This window comes from Shewanella scandinavica (genome assembly GCF_031932065.1).
GTDB lineage: Bacteria > Pseudomonadota > Gammaproteobacteria > Enterobacterales > Shewanellaceae > Shewanella > Shewanella baltica.
In genome coordinates this window covers 37443-57071 of record NZ_JAUOES010000006.1, presented here as the reverse complement: position 1 = coordinate 57071, position 19629 = coordinate 37443, and the positions used below count along the sequence as shown (strand labels likewise).

At 48.1% G+C, this 19629-nt stretch carries 15 protein-coding genes; 12 read left to right on the top strand and 3 right to left on the bottom strand.

Annotated elements, in window-relative coordinates:
* Window positions 1-117 precede the first annotated feature (117 nt).
* The 9 genes from Q4Q50_RS06525 (at window position 118) to Q4Q50_RS06485 (ending at window position 11267) form a co-directional block, all read left to right on the top strand.
* Entirely contained in the window at window positions 118-1407 is a 1290-nt protein-coding gene (locus Q4Q50_RS06525; RefSeq protein WP_311898864.1) for a DUF2254 domain-containing protein, read from the top strand.
* 173 nt (window positions 1408-1580) lie between these two features.
* The gene (locus tag Q4Q50_RS06520; protein ID WP_311898863.1) at window positions 1581-1997 is read left to right on the top strand and encodes a CBS domain-containing protein; all 417 of its coding nucleotides are present in this window, start codon (window positions 1581-1583) and stop codon (window positions 1995-1997) included.
* Window positions 1998-2119: 122 nt separating this feature from the next.
* The gene (gene hrpA, locus Q4Q50_RS06515; RefSeq protein WP_371830296.1) at window positions 2120-5995 is read left to right on the top strand and encodes an ATP-dependent RNA helicase HrpA; all 3876 of its coding nucleotides are present in this window, start codon (window positions 2120-2122) and stop codon (window positions 5993-5995) included.
* A gap of 532 nt (window positions 5996-6527) precedes the next feature.
* Window positions 6528-6686, top strand: coding sequence for a nitrate reductase (locus Q4Q50_RS06510; RefSeq protein WP_028760147.1), 159 nt, complete (start codon window positions 6528-6530; stop codon window positions 6684-6686).
* 41 nt (window positions 6687-6727) lie between these two features.
* A complete protein-coding gene (locus tag Q4Q50_RS06505) occupies window positions 6728-6985 on the top strand; it encodes a chaperone NapD (protein ID WP_006086429.1) in 258 nt (85 codons plus the stop codon).
* Between the two features lie 2 nt (window positions 6986-6987).
* Window positions 6988-9477 (top strand): nitrate reductase catalytic subunit NapA, encoded by a 2490-nt coding sequence (napA, locus tag Q4Q50_RS06500; protein ID WP_063882885.1) that lies wholly within the window; start codon window positions 6988-6990, stop codon window positions 9475-9477.
* Between the two features lie 10 nt (window positions 9478-9487).
* Window positions 9488-9973 carry a nitrate reductase cytochrome c-type subunit gene (locus tag Q4Q50_RS06495; RefSeq protein ID WP_300480823.1) on the top strand — a complete coding sequence of 162 codons (486 nt, stop codon included), beginning with the start codon at window positions 9488-9490 and terminating at the stop codon, window positions 9971-9973.
* 8 nt (window positions 9974-9981) lie between these two features.
* The gene (locus Q4Q50_RS06490; protein ID WP_311898861.1) at window positions 9982-10569 is read left to right on the top strand and encodes a cytochrome c3 family protein; all 588 of its coding nucleotides are present in this window, start codon (window positions 9982-9984) and stop codon (window positions 10567-10569) included.
* Window positions 10570-10901: 332 nt separating this feature from the next.
* On the top strand, window positions 10902-11267 hold the full coding sequence (locus Q4Q50_RS06485; protein ID WP_311898932.1) for a DUF1801 domain-containing protein: 366 nt from the start codon (window positions 10902-10904) through the stop codon (window positions 11265-11267).
* A 195-nt stretch (window positions 11268-11462) separates the two neighbouring features.
* Here the strand turns inward: Q4Q50_RS06485 and asnS are convergent, their stop codons facing one another.
* Window positions 11463-12863 (bottom strand): asparagine--tRNA ligase, encoded by a 1401-nt coding sequence (gene asnS / locus Q4Q50_RS06480; RefSeq protein ID WP_006086433.1) that lies wholly within the window; start codon window positions 12861-12863, stop codon window positions 11463-11465.
* 150 nt (window positions 12864-13013) lie between these two features.
* Here asnS and Q4Q50_RS06475 point away from each other — a divergent pair, with 150 nt between their 5' ends.
* Complete coding sequence (locus Q4Q50_RS06475; protein ID WP_311898860.1) at window positions 13014-13349, top strand: hypothetical protein; 336 nt, start codon at window positions 13014-13016, stop codon at window positions 13347-13349.
* Window positions 13350-13430: 81 nt separating this feature from the next.
* Here Q4Q50_RS06475 and Q4Q50_RS06470 read toward each other — a convergent pair whose 3' ends face one another.
* Together Q4Q50_RS06470 and pabB are read right to left on the bottom strand one after the other, a co-directional pair.
* Window positions 13431-14018: a CoA pyrophosphatase gene (locus Q4Q50_RS06470; RefSeq protein WP_006081413.1), complete on the bottom strand. Its 588-nt coding sequence runs from the start codon at window positions 14016-14018 to the stop codon at window positions 13431-13433.
* A gap of 31 nt (window positions 14019-14049) precedes the next feature.
* Window positions 14050-15462: an aminodeoxychorismate synthase component I gene (pabB, locus tag Q4Q50_RS06465; RefSeq protein ID WP_311898859.1), complete on the bottom strand. Its 1413-nt coding sequence runs from the start codon at window positions 15460-15462 to the stop codon at window positions 14050-14052.
* A gap of 119 nt (window positions 15463-15581) precedes the next feature.
* On the opposite strand from pabB, the gene Q4Q50_RS06460 reads away from it, so the two are divergent.
* Both Q4Q50_RS06460 and Q4Q50_RS06455 read left to right on the top strand, forming a co-directional pair.
* The gene (locus Q4Q50_RS06460) at window positions 15582-17126 is read left to right on the top strand and encodes a fumarate hydratase (protein WP_006081415.1); all 1545 of its coding nucleotides are present in this window, start codon (window positions 15582-15584) and stop codon (window positions 17124-17126) included.
* A gap of 322 nt (window positions 17127-17448) precedes the next feature.
* Window positions 17449-19500 carry a dipeptidyl-peptidase 5 gene (locus Q4Q50_RS06455; protein ID WP_311898858.1) on the top strand — a complete coding sequence of 684 codons (2052 nt, stop codon included), beginning with the start codon at window positions 17449-17451 and terminating at the stop codon, window positions 19498-19500.
* The last annotated feature ends 129 nt before the right edge of the window (window positions 19501-19629 follow it).

Genomic DNA, 19629 nt, shown 5'->3' with positions numbered 1-19629 from the left:
TAGGGGTACAATAGTCATACGCAAAGCCGCACTTAACTCACAGTCAAAGTTGCAGTTTGTGTCCAGCGAACTCATCGCGTCTTCATGAGGTTGCACTCAACGTATAAGGATATTGACATGATTTCTACCGTGTTAACCGACCGCGTCAGGGTTTTCCTCAATCGGTTTCGCCATCGACTTTGGGTGAAACCACTGCTTGTTTGCCTATTATCGATTGCAGTCGCCTTCGTTGCAAAATTGGCAGATGGTACTGAGCTTGTTGAGATTGCACCTAAGGTGTCATCGGCCTCCATCGAGGCGCTGTTATCCGTTATGGCTTCCAGCATGCTGGTTATCGCCACTTTTTCCGTGGGTTCTATGGTCTCGGCCTATGCTTCGGCGGCTAACACGGCAACACCACGTTCATTTATTTTAGTTGTCGCCGATGATGCCTCTCAAAATGCGCTATCGACCTTTGTTGGGGCATTTATCTTCAGTATTGTGGCACTCACTGCGGTTAAAAATGATTACTTTCAAACTGCGGGTCTGTTTATCCTCTTCCTGCTGACCACGTTTATTTTTGGCATGGTGATCTTTACCTTTGTACGTTGGGTGGATCGCATAGCTCGTCTTGGCCGCATGGCAACCACAATTGAGAAAGTTGAAAAGGCGGCGGCCGATGCTCTGACACGGCGACGCAATACTCCACATCTTGGCGGCGTTTCTGTGCGTCCACAAGCGCGTGGACGAGCCGTGTACGCGGCTAACGTCGGTTATGTTCAGTACATTAATATTGCCGCGATGCAGCGCTGGGCAGAGAAAAACGAGTTACGAGTCGTGATTGCAGCCTTGCCGGGCACGTTCGCCACGCCCAATCGACCATTGGCATACATTAGCGCCGATGGTGCGGAGCAGACTGAGATTGATTGCACCTGTGTTGCCGAGTCATTCCAGATTGGTGATACCCGTCTTTTTGACGACGATCCGCGATTTGGGTTGGTGGTACTGTCGGAAATCGCTGGCCGCGCCTTATCACCCGCGGTCAATGACCCTGGTACGGCCATTTGCATTATAGGCACACTGGTACGGCTGTTTACGCTATGGGGTGAACCCGCGGCAGTTGATGACAAACCCGCGCCAGAGTGCGATCGAGTAGAAGTCCCTCACGTTTGTGTACAGGACATGTTTGATGATGCGTTTACCGCCATAGCCAGAGACGGCGCGGGAGTGGTGGAAGTCGCTGTACGGCTACAGAAAGCGCTTGAATCGTTAGCATCCAGTGGTGACGGGGAAATACGCGCGGCGGCCGAGTACCACGGGCGGCTGGCGCTGAAGCGTTCACAAAAAGTGCTTGATATCGAAGAGGACTTGCAAGCCGTACAAGACGCCGCCAAGTTCGCCGGATCAGCAGCTTCGTCTAGCACTTAACGAGACATTAATTATTTCGTCGTGCTGTGTATCCGTTTGTTGTTTCTTTCTATTCTGTCAGCACTTTTTGACATTCGGTTTACACACTCGATAAGCGCAATCGATATAAATCGCACATCCTTGCCGATATTTTGACTAGACTTCAAACGTAGGGTTAATTCGAGGGGAAGACTATGGACTTAATTAAGATTCGTGACCATATGGATCGTCAGCCCGTGTTACTGCGCGCGAATATGTCGCTCGCGACCGCGGTCGAAAAGCTGTTAGATAATAATAAAATGGGCGCCGCTGTGGTTGATGAGTTGGGCGATTTGGTGGGCTTTTTATCCCAGCAGGATTGTCTGGCTGTGATGATCAAAAGTAGCTATCACTGCGATATGACCTCAGTGGTGAAGGATTGTATGCGTACTGAAGTACTGTTTGTCGGGCCTGATGACAGTATTTTGCAACTCGCTGAACAAATGCTCGGGCCTAAACCTAAGGTTTATCCTGTAGTTGAACACGGTAAAGTGATTGGCACGATAAATCGCACTAATGTGCTCAAAGCGATGAATATCTATATGCAACAATGTTATCTGTCACCAGTTTAATCTGAGCCGCAGTGGAGATAATCTGACAGCCTTTATCCTGAGTGCAGAGTAAATTAGCAATACCATTGCGCCACTTTCCTTGCTAGGATCGCCGTTTTTGATGCTAGCAATGGAATTTGGATTTGAACTCAGACAAACATCCGCTATCGAACGCCTTTCTTAATCTTTGTTATCAGGCTGATGCGTCTAGGATCCGTCGTCGTTTATTTAAGCTCAATAAAGAAGCCGACTCAGATAAAAAGACCCAAGTATTAGCCCAGCTGAGTGAGCAAGCGCAGGCGGCGTTTGAGAAGGTTGAGCAGCGTCGTAATGCTCGCCCTAAAATCCACTATCCTGAAAACCTTCCCGTTTCTTTGATGCGCGATGATATTGCGCGTGCGATTGCGGGCAATCAAGTGGTGATCATTGCCGGTGAAACGGGCTCAGGTAAAACCACGCAGCTTCCCAAAATTTGTTTAGAACTTGGCTTAGGCTGCCGCGGCATGATTGGCCACACCCAGCCAAGACGATTGGCTGCGCGCAGCGTGGCGAGCCGAGTCGCTGAAGAATTACACAGTCCGCTCGGTGAAGTGGTTGGCTTTAAAGTGCGGTTTGCCGATGCGCTTAAGAGTGACTCGTATATTAAGTTGATGACCGACGGTATTTTACTGGCGGAATTGACCTCAGATCGCAATCTCGATCAATACGATACCATCATCATAGATGAGGCCCACGAGCGCAGCCTGAATATCGATTTTATTCTGGGCTACCTTAAACAGATCCTTAAAAGACGCCCCGATCTCAAAGTCATTATCACGTCGGCGACCATAGACGTTGAGCGTTTTTCTAAGCATTTCAACAATGCGCCTATTATCGAAGTCTCAGGCCGCACCTTTCCGGTCGAAACCCGTTATCGCCCCTTAGTGCAAGATAGCGATGCCGATTTAGATCAAATCGAAGGCATTTTTGCCGCCGTCGATGAACTGGTGGCCGAAGGGCTGGGAGACATTCTGATCTTTATGAATGGCGAGCGGGAAATTCGCGATACGGCCGAGCAATTGAGCCGACGTAATTATCGCGATACCGAAATTTTGCCGTTGTACGCGCGTTTATCCTATGGCGAGCAATCTAAAGTCTTCAGTAGCCACAGAGGCAGGCGGATTGTACTAGCGACCAACGTAGCGGAAACCTCGCTGACTGTGCCGGGCATTCGCTATGTTATCGACCCAGGTACGGCGCGTATCAGCCGCTACAGCTATCGCACTAAGGTGCAACGCTTACCGATTGAACCTATCTCACAGGCGAGCGCCAATCAGCGCCAAGGCCGTTGTGGCCGTGTGGGACCGGGTATCTGTATTCGTTTGTACGATGAGGCGGATTTTAATAATCGTCCGGCGTTTACCGATCCTGAGATTCTGCGTACTAACTTGGCTTCGGTCATTTTGCAGATGCTCGCCATCGGTTTGGGTGATATCGGCGGCTTCCCCTTTATCGAGCCACCCGATCCACGCCATATCCGCGATGGTTTCTTGCTGCTCGAAGAATTACAAGCGGTTGAGAGCAAACACGGCAAGCTAGTGTTGACGCCACTTGGGCGCAACTTGGCGCAAATTCCTGTGGATCCGCGTTTGGCGCGTATGGTGGTCGAGAGTCAGCAGTTAGGTTGTTTGAACGAAGTGCTAGTGATTGCTGCGGGCTTATCGATTCAAGATCCCCGCGAACGCCCGATGGAGAAGAAGCAAGCCAGTGATGAAGCCCATCGTCGTTTTGCCGATCCCAGTTCCGATTTCGTCAGTTGGATTAACCTGTGGCAGCACTTAAAAGATCAGCAAAAAGAGTTATCTGCTAGTCAGTTCCGTAAAAAATGCCGCGATGAGTATTTGGCCTATTTGCGCGTTCGCGAGTGGCAGGATTTATACGCCCAGCTTAAACAAGCCGTACACGATTTAAAATGGCGCTTAAACGATACGCCCCCAAGTTACGATACCTTGCATCGTGCGCTGTTGTCGGGTTTGTTGAGCCATGTTGGTTTTAAAGATAACAATAACGAGTATTTAGGTGCGCGTAATCGTAAATTCTTTGTGTTTCCCGGTTCTCCATTGGCCAAAAAAGGCCCTAAGTGGATCATGGCCGCTGAGCTTACCGAAACTTCGCGCTTATTCGCTCGCTGCTGCGCTAAAATCGAACCCGAATGGCTAGAGCCCTTAGCGGCGCATTTGATTAAGAAAAGCTATGTAGAGCCCCATTTTGAGGCAAAACCTGGCAGCGTTATCGCCCTTGAGAATCAAGTGCTTTATGGTTTGACGGTCGTGCACCGCCGCAAAGTGCAATACGGCCCCATCGATCCTGTTGAAGCGCGTGAGATTTTTATCCGCAGCGCTTTGGCAGAAGGGCAGTTACAGACCCAAGAAGCGTTTTTTGTCGCTAACCAAAAGCTGCTCGAAGACATTGAATCACTCGAACATAAATCCCGTCGCCGCGATATTTTGGTGGACGAGCAAGTGTTAGTGGATTTTTACGAGCCGCGGATCCCTGAAGGGATTTACAACGCGCAGCTGTTTTTTGGCTGGTGGAAGAAGGCCAAGCGCGAGCAACCGGATTTACTCGATTTCAGCAAAGCACTGTTAATGCAGCGCAATGCCGACCATATCTCGACCTTGGATTTCCCCGATACGTGGCACAAGGGCAATTTGCGCCTACAGCTAAGTTATCACTTTGAACCCGCGGCGGCGGATGACGGCGTGTCGGTTCACATTCCGGTGGCGCTGCTTAATCAAATCGACGATAGCGATTTTGATTGGCTAGTGGCAGGGCTAAGGGAAGAAAAGTGCATCGCGCTGATCAAATCTTTGCCTAAGAGTTTACGACGTAACTTTGTGCCCGCGCCTGACTATGCCCGCGCTTGTGTGCAGGCCATGGTGCCTTTTAGTGCCAGTTTGCTTGAGGCCATGTGCAAGCAATTATTGCGCATGAGTGGCACGCGTATATCGCCGGAAGATTTTGATTTAACGCAACTGCCCGCGCATTTGCAGATGAACTTTAAAATCGAAGACGATAAACACAACTTAGTCGCCGAAGGTCGGGTGCTCGATACCTTAAAAGCCGAGTTGCAGGGCGTGGTGGCGAAAGCCATTCGTCAGGTGGCGGATAAAGGTATAGAGCAAGAAGCGTTAACTGAGTGGTCCTTCGGCGATTTACCCAAGCAATATCAGCAGCAAAAAGGCAATTATCAAGTGCGGGCGTTTCCGGCGCTGATCGATAAAAAAGACAGTGTTGCGATCAAATTATTTGATGACGAATTTGAAGCCTTAGATGCCCATCGCCAAGGTCTGCGACGCTTATTGCTGCTAAACATTCCATCACCGGTGAAACACTTACAGCAAGCTTTGCCGAATAAGGCGAAATTGGCGATGTATTTCAATCCCTTCGGTCAAGTGCAAATCTTGATTGATGACATTATTGCCGCCGCTGTGCAGCAATTGTTGGATGAAAAAGCCCTCGATGTGCGTAATCAAACCCAATTTGAGCAGGCAAAGGACTGGGTCCGCCAAGAACTCAACCCGACCGCAGAGCAAATTGCCCTGAAGGTTGAGCAGATTTTGACCTTATACCAGAGCATTAAAAAGCGTCTCAAGGGCAAAATTAGCTTAGATATCGCTTTTGCTATGAGTGATATTCAAAGCCAATTAGACAAATTAGTTTTTAAAGGGTTTGTTGAATCCTGCGGTTGGAATCGTTTAGTCGATGTGGCGCGTTACTTAAAAGCGATTGAAATCCGTGTCGAGAAGTTGCCTGTCGATCCGACTCGTGACCGTTTGCATATGCAGAGCATTAACAAGGTGCAGGAAGCATTGAATGCACAATTGGCGAAAGTGCCACGATCGCAGCCGACACCGCCCGCGTTAATTGAAGCGCGCTGGATGATTGAAGAGTATCGTGTTTCCTGTTTTGCGCAGGTGTTAGGCACGGCTTATCCGATATCTGAAAAACGCATTTTGAATCATATCCAACAAGTATAAAAATATGAGGTCAGTGAATTTATTATTTACGACTCAATAGTTGTTATTCTTGGTTATCTCATTACGCCGCTAAGCTTACTTAGCGGCGTTTTTACTTTGTGGTTTTAGTCGTTCTCGTTTTGCGGTCACTAACTTACCTGAGCAAACAACATTTAATCTCGAAACGTCAACACGCCCTAATCAGTTTGCTTTACTCCTTTGGAGATATTTAGCGCTAATTTTAAACATTCACCTTGCTAAAAAACTGATCTTTGACCATGTTTTAGCCACACCTTAATAACTTCTTTGTCCGAATTCACCTCATTACAATCTAGTAAATCGTTTACAAACCATGAGCTAGTTAAATCTATCGCCAAATTGATGATCTGGATCAAGCATCATCAGCTTTACCAATTTGGAGGTATACAGTTTGTTAACAACTAAAAGGTATGATGTTTGAGTGAGTTAAAGATGCAACGGATATACATAAAACCTGCCGCTGACGCTTGTTCCAGCGCGAAAAAATGGCAGGAACACACCTCTTGGAGGATGCATGAGTGCTAGCACCGCAGAAGAAAAATCCTTAGAACTGAAAATTTTTATCTTTTTAACCGTATTTCTCGCACCGTTATTGTCCGTGCTGCTGGTCAGTGGCTTGGGCTTTGCAATTTGGTTTAGTCAGATCCTGACTGGACCGCCGGGAGCGGGTTAATCGCTTTATTATCAAATATTAGACAAAGAGTGGAATGTCGGATGAGCAAAGAACTCCATATCACCAGTTTAGTGGTGCAGGTCTTACCGCAGAAAATGGCAGATGTTAGACAAGAGATCATGACCATTGAAAATGCCGAACTTTCCGTCAACAACGAAGTGAAATTGGTCGTGGTTATCGAAGGTGAGACTCAGCGCGCCTTGATGGACTGCATAGAAGCGATCAATGCCATTCCGGGTGTGTTATCCGCCACTATGGTTTACCACCAGAGTGAAACGCTCGAAGAGGGTGAAGAATGAATATGAACAGACGTGACTTTATTAAGGCCAACGCGGTGATCGCCGCTGCAGGGGCCGCAGGTTTAGCCTTGCCCGCTGGCGCAAGTAACCTGATAACCAGCTCAGAACAAACCAAATTAGAGTGGAACAAGGCGCCTTGCCGTTTCTGTGGTACGGGCTGCTCTGTGATTGTCGCCACTCGCGATGGCAAAGTGGTGGCCACCCATGGCGATGCCAACAGTGAAGTGAACCGTGGCCTTAACTGTATCAAGGGTTATTTCCTATCGAAAATCATGTATGGCAGCGATCGCTTAACCACGCCCATGCTGCGAATGACCGATGGCAAATACGACAAGCACGGCGAGTTTTCGCCGATAAGCTGGGACAGCGCCTTCGATATCATGGCGCAAAAATGGAAAGAGACCATTAAAGCCAAGGGCCCAACCGCTGTGGGCATGTTTGGTTCGGGCCAATGGACAGTGTGGGAAGGTTACGCCGCCGTTAAGTTGATGAAGGCGGGCTTTGGCTCTAACAATATCGACCCTAATGCGCGTCATTGTATGGCGTCGGCCGTGGTCGGTTTTATGCGCACTTTCGGTATCGATGAGCCAATGGGCTGCTATGACGATATGGAAGCCGCCGATGCGTTTGTGCTTTGGGGCTCGAACATGGCCGAAATGCACCCGATCCTGTGGAGCCGCGTGACCGACAGACGCTTGAGTGAACCTCATGTCAAAGTGGCCGTGTTATCGACTTTCCAACATCGCTCCTTCGATCTGGCAGATTTACCGATAGTGTTCACTCCGCAAACCGATTTGGCCATGTTGAACTTTATTGCTAACTATATTATTCAAAACGATAAAGTGAACTGGGATTTCGTGAAGAAACACGTAAATTTCCGCCAAGGCACGACTGATATCGGCTACGGTTTACGTCCGACTCATCCGCTTGAACAGAAAGCCAAAAACGTCAAAACGGCGGGGGACTCAACGCCAATCGATTTTGAAGCCTTCAAAGCCTTTGTTGCCGAATACACAGTCGAGAAAGTCAGTAAACTGTCTGGCGTGCCAGAAGATAAACTGATCGAACTGGCGAAGCTGTATGCTGATCCTAATACGAAAGTGACGTCATTCTGGACCATGGGCTTTAACCAACATACCCGTGGTGTGTGGTGTAACAACCTGATTTACAACATCCATTTATTAACAGGTAAGATTTCTACCCCTGGCAACAGTCCGTTCTCGCTGACAGGTCAGCCATCGGCCTGTGGCACGGCCCGTGAAGTCGGGACTTTCTCTCACCGTTTACCTGCGGACATGGTGGTGACCAATCCCGAGCACAGAAAACACGCTGAAGAAACGTGGAAAATTCCAAGCGGCATTATTCCACCTAAACCCGGTTATCATGCTGTCGAGCAAAATCGCCGCCTAAAAGACGGTGACTTGAACTGCTATTGGGTGCAAGTGAACAACAATATGCAGGCGGGGCCGAACATCAACGAAGAAGGGCTACCGGGTTACCGTAACCCTGCCAACTTTATCGTGGTATCAGATGCTTATCCCACAGTTACCACTCAAGCCGCCGATCTGATTTTGCCCACTGCTATGTGGGTTGAGAAAGAGGGGGCTTACGGTAATGCCGAGCGCCGTACTCAGTTCTGGCATCAAATGGTGCAAGCGCCGGGTGAGTCGCATTCGGATCTGTGGCAGCTGATGGAGTTTGCGAAACGTTTCACTACAGATGAAGTGTGGCCAAAAGATGTGTTAGCTGCTAATCCAGAGTTTAAGGGCAAAACCCTATTCGAAGTTCTGTACCAAAACGGCAATGTTGATAAGTTCCCATTGACGGATGCGGATCCTAAGTATCTGAACGATGAAGCTAAACATTTTGGTTTCTATGTGCAAAAAGGCCTGTTTGAAGAATACGCCTCCTTTGGACGCGGTCATGGCCACGACTTAGCACCATTTGATGCTTATCACGAGGCCCATGGTCTGCGTTGGCCTGTGGTCGATGGCAAGGAAACCAAGTGGCGTTTCCGTGAGGGGAGCGATCCTTATGTTAAAGCAGGTAAGGGCTTTGAGTTTTATGGTCATCCCGATGGCCGTGCGGTGATTTTTGCGCTGCCCTATGAGCCCGCCGCCGAGTCGCCAGACGAAGAATACGATATTTGGTTATCGACGGGCCGAGTGCTGGAACATTGGCATTCAGGTTCTATGACCCAACGTGTGCCTGAGCTTTATCGTGCTTTCCCTGATGCTGTGTGTTTTATGCATCCCGAAGATGCCAAGAAACGCGGTCTGCGCCGCGGTGACGAAATTCGTGTGGTGTCACGACGGGGTGAAATTAAGACCCGAGTTGAAACCCGTGGCCGTAACAAACCGCCTGTGGGCTTAGTGTTTGTGCCTTGGTTCGATGCTAGCCAGCTCATTAATAAAGTCACTTTAGATGCGACAGATCCCTTGTCAAAACAAACTGACTTTAAAAAATGTGCGGTGAAGATCGTCAAGGTTTAAGGAGAACACGATGAAAACTCTACAATTAGTTTCAGCGATCGGTTTACTGGCATTCGGTTCATTGATGATGACGGCAGTCTCTGCCGCCAGTATTCCCGAAGATAAAATTGATACCCTGCGCCAAGCGCCTATCAATGTCGAGCCGACGCCGCCAGCGATGCAAAACGTGCGTAATACCGATGTGAAGGAAGTGCGTAACTATCCCATGCAGCCGCCAGTGATCCCGCACAAAATTGACGGCTATCAGCTCGATCTTAAAGTGAATAAATGTATGGCCTGCCATGCTCGCAGTCGTATCGGGGATTCCCAAGCGCCTATGGTCAGTGTCACGCACTATATGGACAGGGATAATAACTTCTTAGCCGAATTATCGCCGCGTCGATATTTCTGTACTCAGTGTCATGTGCCGCAGTTAGATGCCAAATTACTGGTCGAAAACGACTTTGTAGACATGGAACATCTGATCAAAACCAACACTGAGCAGAAAAAACACTAGGAGTTAGCATGTTAGATAAACTGAAAAAAATCTGGCAGCTACTCAATCGTCCGAGTGTGCATTACAGTTTAGGTTTTTTGACCTTAGGTGGCTTTGTGGCTGGGGTGATTTTCTGGGGCGGCTTTAACACTGCCCTTGAAGCTACCAACAAGGAAGCCTTCTGTATCGGTTGCCATGAGATGGAAAATAACGTCTATCAAGAGTTACAGACAACGATTCATTTCACTAACCGCAGTGGTGTGCGGGCAACTTGCCCAGATTGCCATGTACCACATAACTGGACAGATAAGATCGCCCGTAAGATGCAGGCATCTAAGGAAGTGTGGGGTAAGGTTTTCGGCACGATTAACACCCGAGAAAAGTTTGAAAGTAAACGGCGTGAGTTAGCTGAGCATGAGTGGGCGCGGTTAAAGGCCAATGACTCGCTCGAGTGCCGTAACTGCCATAACTTTACGTACATGGACTTTACCCGCCAATCACCCAGAGCGGCGCAGATGCACTCAACGTCACTGGCGAGCGGCGAAAAGACCTGTATCGATTGCCACAAGGGGATTGCTCACCATCTCCCCGATATGGCAGGTGTGAAGGGCTTCTAATCTTAAACAGAGTGAGACCTCGTGTGGCTTAGCGCGACTTAGGCTCGTGTTAGTTTTACTTGATGTTGCTTATGCTCAGTGTTGCTTAGTGTTATTTAAGGTTAGTTAGATATCTCCAGCCAAAGGCCAAGCATACCTGCTTGGCCTTTTTATTGATTGTAATGGCAGCATGGCATTGCGACTTCACTTGGTAGTTGGCATGCTGAGATAACGTTTAAGCGATTGATTTTGTTTATGAGAGCCTGACGGGGTTTTATTCAGTTCACTGTACAGGATACAATCGACATTATGGAAAGGCCGCTATGGAAAATACCATTACGCAGGAGGCGATGATGAATGAACAACTTGAAAAACTCTTAGAATACATCGGTTTTATGAGCCCGAGCTTGCTTGAAATCGTCCAGGGCGTGCGCCAAACCGTTAAAGCCACTGCCGCCTTATCCTCGCTCGATATCACTGAAACTGTTAAATATGGTGGAATACTCTTTAGCACGAAGAGCGCTTTTGGTGGGGTGTTTGCCTATAAACAGCATGTGTCATTGGAGTTTAGCTTGGGCGCAAACTTTAGCGATCCACACAAGGTGCTCGAAGGCAGTGGCAAATTTCGCCGCCATATCAAGTTAACCTCAATCGATGAAATCGCAGCTAAACACGTGGCGGAATATATCACGCAGGCGCTGCATCAAGCGGATAAGTAACAAGTGGATTAGTATCTGCGAATGAGTGGCTGTTTCGCCGCATGATGTTAGTAAGGTCATGATAACTGCTCATAGCATGAGTCCAGCATGTTAGCAAAAACGCAGAAACAAAAAAGGAGCTGAATAGTCAGCTCCTTTCGTTTTGCTAAGGTTTAATAGAGATGTCTTAGCAATGCAGTCCCTAGTTAAGGGATATTAGAAGTTCGCAGTACGCGGCGCACGTGGGAATGGGATAACATCACGAATGTTGTTAACGCCCGTCACGTAAGACACTAAACGCTCAAACCCTAGACCAAAACCTGCATGTGGCACTGTGCCATAACGGCGCATATCACGGTACCACCAGTAATCTTCTTGGTTCAGATCCATTTCGGCTAGACGCATATCTAGCACGTCTAAACGCTCTTCACGTTGAGAGCCACCGATGATCTCACCAATACCTGGGGCTAACACGTCCATCGCGGCAACGGTTTTACCGTCATCGTTTAAGCGCATGTAGAAGGCCTTGATATCTTTCGGGTAGTTCTTCACTACCACAGGGGCTTTGAAGTGTTCTTCGGCTAAGTAACGCTCATGCTCAGAAGATAAATCGATGCCCCAAGACACAGGGAACTCGAAGGTTCTGCCACAGTTTTGCAGAATTTCAACCGCATCCGTGTAATCCACTTGAGCAAAATCGCTTGAAACGAAAGATTGCAGACGGTCGATCACTGTCTTATCAACGTGTTGGGCGAAGAAAGTTAAATCGTCCATACGCTCAGTCAATACGGCATTGAACGCGTATTTCAACATAGCTTCGGCAAGGCCTGCGATGTCGTTTAAGTTAGCGAAGGCGACTTCAGGCTCAACCATCCAAAATTCCGCTAAGTGGCGGCTGGTGTTTGAGTTTTCAGCACGGAAAGTCGGGCCAAAGGTATACACTTTTGACAGTGCACAGGCGTAGGTTTCAGCGTTCAACTGGCCAGATACGGTTAGGAAAGCTTCTTTACCGAAGAAATCTTTATCGTAATCGACTTTCCCTGCATCAGTACGTGGCAGGTTTTCCATATCTAAGGTCGATACGCGGAACATTTCACCTGCGCCTTCACAGTCAGAGGCGGTGATAAGTGGGGTAGATACCCAAATAAAGCCTTCTTCGTGGTAGAAGCGGTGAATCGCTTGGGATAAACAGTTACGCACGCGGGCAACGGCACCAATAATGTTAGTGCGTGGGCGTAAATGTGCTAATTCGCGTAAATGTTCAATTGAGTGACGCTTAGCGGCCATTGGGTAAGTGTCTGGATCATCAACCCAGCCCGCGACTTCAAGTTCAGTCACTTGCAGTTCAAATGCTTGACCTGCGCCTGGAGATTCCACCACGTCGCCTGTCATCACAACAGAACAACCCGCAGTTAGCTTTAACACTTCGTTGTCGTAATTATCTAAGCTATTGGGCACGACGCCTTGGATAGGATTAAAGCAAGAGCCGTCATAAACAGCTAAAAAAGAGATGCCGGCTTTAGAGTCACGACGGGTTCTGACCCAGCCACGAACTGTGACTTTAGAACCGACGGCGTGCTCACCTTTAAATACAGATGCGACAGATGCGATGCTCATTGTTGCTTAATTCTCCAACGAAACGTTTTATATGAAAATTTTGGAGGTTTATATTACCTTGCTGGTGGCTTTTCTCAAGCTGAAAAAGGTATCCTGAGGTTAATAATATCGATATTGGGCGATATAGTGAGTTAAATGGCGGGAGGCGGTATGAGCAAGACTAGAATATTTCAAATGATCCTTGCGGCCTTATCCATTTTAGGCTGGGCAATCGCCGTCTATGCGCTATTAGTGTTCGGTGACGCGAGACCCGATCGCGAAGTCGGCGATTATTTAAGCCGTGGCGCGACATTTAGAGTTCATTGGGATCCACACGAAACCCAGTTATTACAGTATTTGATTTGGACCTGTGGCGGCATTAGTTTAGTCAGTTTAGCGTTTAACTATTATGTCGCCCACCATAGCCGTATGGGTTATTGGTTTAACATTCCCATGTTGCTGTTAACCTCGATTGTCGCTGGTTTGTATATCCACTTGGTGGTTTAAGCTATCCATTCTTTGGCTAATTTAACAGTTTGGCTAATTTAACAGTTTGGCTTTTTAACGGTTTAGCGGTGGCAAATGAAGTCAGAGGATATCCGCAGGAATGCTTAACTGGCGGCATAAATGGTCGATAATGGCGGCGGTCGCGCCCCAGATAAAGCGTTGTTGGTAGGGAATAAAATGCACGCTGTAGTAGCGCCCTTGGCGTAAAAAGCGTTTTTGGTGGCGATTGCTCGGCTCAATAAAAAAGCTTAATGGCACAGTAAAGCAATCGGCTACCTCACCGGGATCGAGTTTCCAATCAAATGCCTGCTTGATAATGCCGACCACGGGCGTGATTTCAAATCCGGTAAAGGTATTGTGGGCCGGAAATGTGCCCACCACATCGACGTTATACCGCGATAATCCAATTTCTTCTTCAGCTTCCCTTAACGCAGCCGCAATTGCATCGACATCGTAGGGCTCAATTTTACCGCCGGGGAAACTGATCTGTCCTGGATGGGCGCGAAGGTGCATGGGTCTTTGGGTTAAAATTAGATTTAGTTCACCGTTGATATCCTGCAGTGGGATCAACACCGCAGCTTTGCGCAGTCCAAGGTGTGGGAAGGCCGCCGGATCTTGCAGCGCTAAAGGGTGCAGATTAAATCTGAGTCTAAATTCCGCTTGATCCATCGACGTTCTCGTTACTGTTTAGTATGAAAGCTTACGGCTTTTGCGGCTCTGCGCCAAGCAAAGGTAAAATCCGGCTGATCTTATCAAAGGTTTCTTGGTATTCAGCATTCACTTCTGAATCCGCCACTATGCCGCCGCCCGCCCAGCAATAGAGTTTCCCCTGCTCAGCCACAATAGTGCGAATGGTGATACTGGTATCCATTTGGCCATCTTGGCTGATATAACCCATAGAGCCACAGTACAGACTGCGCCGTGAAGGTTCGAGTTCTTCGATAATTTCCATGGCGCGAATTTTTGGTGCGCCGGTAATTGAGCCGCCTGGGAACGCCGCGCGCAGCAAATCGCTGGCGCTGTACTTAGCATCAAGCTTAGCCGTCACTGTACTGACAAGGTGATGAACGGCAGGAAAGCTTTCAATTTCAAACAGATGCGGTACACGTACCGAGCCTGCCGCTGCTACCTTGCCGATATCATTACGCAGCAAATCGACAATCATGACGTTTTCGGCGCGATCCTTTGGCGAGCTGGCAAGGGTGCTCGCAGCTTTTGCGTCGAGCGCGGGATCTGCGTGACGCGGCAGCGTGCCTTTGATGGGTTTAGTCTGAATATCATCACCGCGAAGCTGAATAAAGCGCTCAGGTGAAATCGATAAAATCGCGTTTTGCGGTAACCGCATAAAGGCCGAGAAGGGCGCTTTATTGGCATTGCGCAGTTGGCAGTAAGCCGACCATTCATCGCCTTGATAGCCAGCTTCAAATCTTTGGGTTAAATTTATTTGATAGCAATCGCCGCTGTGCAAATAGGCTTGTACTGCCTCAAATTTGGCTGTGTATTGGGCTTTGTCGATTTGTGCTGTCCATGGGCCTGTGAGCATGAATTCGGCTGTATTTGGCTTATGTGCCATTTTCGCTTGAATTTTATTCAATTCAATGTCGAGTGCAGCTTCACCTAAATAGTGGAATAAATGCCAACACTGGGCTTGGTAATCATAAACTAACGCCCAGTCGTAAAAGCCGATGTTCATCTCTGGCAGTTGAATATCTTGCTGAGCGCTTGTTGGTAGGGATTCGATGCGACGGCCTAAGTCGTAACTAAAGCTGCCCATGGCGCCGCCACTGAAGGGCAGAATGCAATCAAAAGATTTTGAATACCAATGATTTAATAAAGTGTTGAGCAGGTCGAAGGGATCACGGTTTGGGTCCATCGCCTCGGGTAAGCTCAAGCTCGTATCGATGAGCTTTATATCGCTACGCTCGCCCTGAGTCACTAATGTTGCGATGGGATTGGCGCAAATGATGTCGAATCTGGCGTCCTGATGCGGCGCGTTCGCCGAATCTAACAGGATTGCCCATGGGTCATTGGCAAAGTGTTCGAAGAGTGCTGCGGTGCTTAATGTCCAGTCAAGTTGGCGTGATGCAAGCTGTTTTGACGCCCTAATTGCCATCGATTAACCCTATTCAAAATGTGATGTAGCCCAAAAAGATGGGAAAGAGTATCATATTGGCCCAGAAAGAATTAAACAAAAATAAGTTAGGCCGCAAAGGCTGCTGGAGCGCTCCTACTATGTCATCTAACCATGAAATGTCTGTCAATTCTGTGATTAAGCAAGCCGACTTTATTGAAAGTGTGGCGGATGCTTTGCAATACATCTCTTATTACCACCCGAAGGATTTTGTTGATGCCATGAGCCAAGCTTATGAGCGTGAACAAAGTGCGGCGGCGAAGGATGCCATTGCCCAGATATTAATTAACTCGCGTATGTCGGCCGAAGGCAAGCGTCCTCTGTGTCAAGACACAGGGATTGTGACCACCTTCGTTAAAGTGGGTATGGGTGTCCAATGGGACAAAACCGATATGACAATTCAGGAAATGGTCGACGAAGGTGTTCGTCGTGCCTATACCAATCCTGATAACCCACTGCGTGCATCAATAGTCTCAGATCCTGCGGGCAGCCGTAAAAATACCAAAGATAACACCCCATCTGTGGTACACATCGACATGGTGCCAGGCAACCACATCGAAGTAGCTATTGCGGCTAAAGGCGGCGGCAGTGAAAACAAAGCTAAGATGGTGATGTTAAACCCATCAGATGATATCGCCGCTTGGGTAGAAAAAACGTTACCGACGATGGGCGCGGGCTGGTGTCCACCGGGTATGCTGGGTATCGGCATTGGCGGCACGGCAGAAAAAGCCGCCGTATTAGCCAAAGAAGCGCTGATGGAAAGCGTGGATATCCATGAGTTGATGGCCCGTGGCGCGCAAACGACCGAAGAAAAGCTGCGTTTAGACATTTTTGAGCGCGCGAACAACTTAGGCATAGGTGCCCAAGGTCTTGGCGGTTTAACCACAGTGTTAGACGTTAAAATCAAATCGGCGCCCACCCACGCGGCTTCAAAGCCTGTGGTGATGATCCCTAACTGTGCAGCGACTCGCCACGTACATTTCCATTTAGATGGCTCAGGTCCAGCTGAATTAACGCCGCCATCATTGTCAGATTGGCCAGAAATCACCCGTGAAGTGGGTGATGATGTGCGCCGCGTTAACTTAGATACTGTGACTCAAGCGGATATCGAGCAGTGGCAGAGCGGTGAAACTATTCTGCTGAGCGGTAAAATGCTCACAGGTCGCGATGCTGCCCATAAGCGCATTCAAAGCCTCATCGAAAGCGGTGAAGGTCTGCCAGAAGGCGTGGACTTTACTGGCAAGTTTATTTACTACGTTGGCCCCGTTGATCCAGTGGGTACTGAAGTTGTCGGTCCTGCGGGCCCAACAACGGCAACCCGTATGGATAAATTCACTGACTTAATGTTAGAGAAAACTGGCCTGATGGGTATGATAGGTAAAGCTGAGCGCGGCCCTGCGACAGTTGAATCGATCAAAAAACACAAAGCGGTATATCTGATGGCCGTTGGCGGCGCTGCGTATCTGGTGTCTAAAGCGATTAAACATTCTCGCGTTGTGGCCTTTGCCGATTTAGGCATGGAAGCGATTTACGAGTTTGACGTGCAAGATATGCCAGTGACTGTGGCTGTGGATTCAAACGGCGTGAACGCCCATGAAACTGGCCCAGCAATTTGGAAAGTGAATATCGCCAACGCGAAAGCCTAAGTGGGAGTGAAGCTAAGGTGTTAGCGGATTGAACTTGATGGCTTTTTAAGCAAAGCAGTTTAAGTTTGCGCTCTGATATCGGTTGCTTCGGTAATCTGATATCAGTTCCTTAGACAAATCATTGCGCCACTGACATTTTGTCACAAAAAAATACGCTCAGGTTCGCCATTTGGCTTGCCTGAGCGTTTTTGTTTCGATAGTGTGGCAAGCTTATCTTCAAAAGATACGATCTCAGATCGTTTTTAACATTCGTGTTTGCAGCAATGATGATTATCGAATATTTGCAAGCCTCGAACCTGTTCAACAAAAGACGGACATAACAATGAAAATAGCTCCTCTCCTATTGGCGCTCGGCGCCGCAGGCTTGGCGTTATCAGCCCAAGCGGCCGATCCAACGCCTTTTACTGTGCAACAACTCATTAAACTCAATAAGATGCATTCTGCGACTGTGTCTCACGATGGCACTAAATTAGTTTATGGTCTTAAAACGGTAAACGATAAGGGAGAGGGCAGTTCTGATCTGTATCTATTGGATCTGACTGACACGAAAGCGAAACCGTTACAACTGACCTCTGCCGCAGGCACTGAGCACGATGTGAGTTTCGCCACTGACGACAAATCAATTTATTTCCTTGCCGGTCGTAGCGGTTCAAGCCAGCTATTCCAACTGCCATTAACGGGCGGTGAAGCGGTTCAAGTTTCTGATTTACCTTTGGATATAGATGGTTACAAACTATCAAACGACGGTAAGCAAGTTGTACTCAGCATGCGCGTATTCCCAGAGTGTAAGGATTTAGCCTGCTCAAAGGATAAATTTACCGCTGAATCTGAGCGTAAATCGACTGGCCGCGAATACAAGCAGTTAATGGTTCGTCACTGGGACACTTGGGAAGATCACGCCCGTAGCCACTTATTTGTTGGCGCAGTCAACGGTGAAAAACTGACTAAAGTTGTTGATGTCACCCAAGGGTTAGACACTGAAACACCGCCAAAACCATTCTCGGGTATGGAAGAAGTGACTTTCACCCCAGACGGTAAATTCGTCGTTTATAGCGCGAAAGCGCCAAGCAAAGATCAAGCTTGGACCACTAACTATGATTTATGGCAAGTGCCAGTCACGGGTGGCGCTGCAACCAACTTAACCAAAGACAATCTCGCATGGGATGCACATCCAACGTTTTCGAGCGATGGTCGTTACATGGCCTATTTAGCGATGAAGAAGCCGGGTTTTGAAGCGGATCGTTACGGCATCATGCTGCGCGATACTACCACAGGCCAAACTAAAGAAGTGGCGCCATTGTGGGATCGTAGCCCAAGTTCACTGATGTTTGCCCCTGACAATCGTACCTTGTACGTCACGGCGCAAGACATAGGCCAAGTGTCTATTTTCCAAGTGAATACACAATTTGGCGATGTGCGTTCTATCTACAGCGATGGCACAAACAGCCTAATTGCGGTCACTAACGATGAACTGATTTTCGACAGCAAAACCTTAGTTGAGCCAGGCGATCTCTACAGTATCACCACAGATGGTCAAGGCCTTAAGCGTCTGACTGAAGTGAATAAAGACAAGTTAGCCGAGATCAAGTTCGGTAAGTTTGAACAGTTCAGCTTCAAGGGTTGGAATAACGAAGACGTCTACGGTTACTGGATCAAACCGGCTAACTTCCAAGAAGGTAAAAAATACCCGATTGCCTACTTAGTACATGGCGGACCGCAGGGTTCATTTGGTAATGCCTTCAGCGGTCGATGGAACGCGCAGTTATGGGCGGGTGCAGGCTATGGCGTTGTCATGGTGGATTTCCACGGCTCTACCGGTTACGGCCAAGCCTTTACGGATTCTATCAGCCAAGATTGGGGCGGTAAGCCATTAGAAGATCTGCAAAAAGGCCTAGCGGCAGTGAGCCAACAACAAAAATGGCTCGATCCGCAAAACGCCTGTGCACTTGGCGGTTCTTACGGCGGTTACATGATGAACTGGATCCAAGGTAACTGGAACGATGGTTTCAAGTGTCTTGTTGACCACGCTGGCCTGTTCGACATGCGTTCTATGTACCATGTGACCGAAGAGTTATGGTTCCCTGAGTACGAATTTGGCGGTACTTACTCAGATAACAAAGCCTTATATGAGAAGTTTAACCCAGTGAATTATGTTGAAAACTGGAAAACCCCCATGTTAGTTATTCACGGTGAGAAAGACTTCCGTGTGCCTTATGATCAAGGTTTAGCGGCATTTAGCTTTATGCAGCGTAAAGGTATTCCATCTGAGTTGTTGATTTTCCCAGATGAAAACCACTGGATCTTAAAGCCTGAAAACCTAGAGCAATGGTACGCCAATGTATTCCGTTGGATGGACCGCTGGACTAAGCAGTAACTGCTAGCACAATAACAGACTGTTGAATGACAGACTGTTTAATAACAAACAGTGAATGACAGTTTAATAAAAGACGTAAGGCTCGCCCTGATAGGGTTATCATCGGCGAGTCGTTTGATGTGATTAACT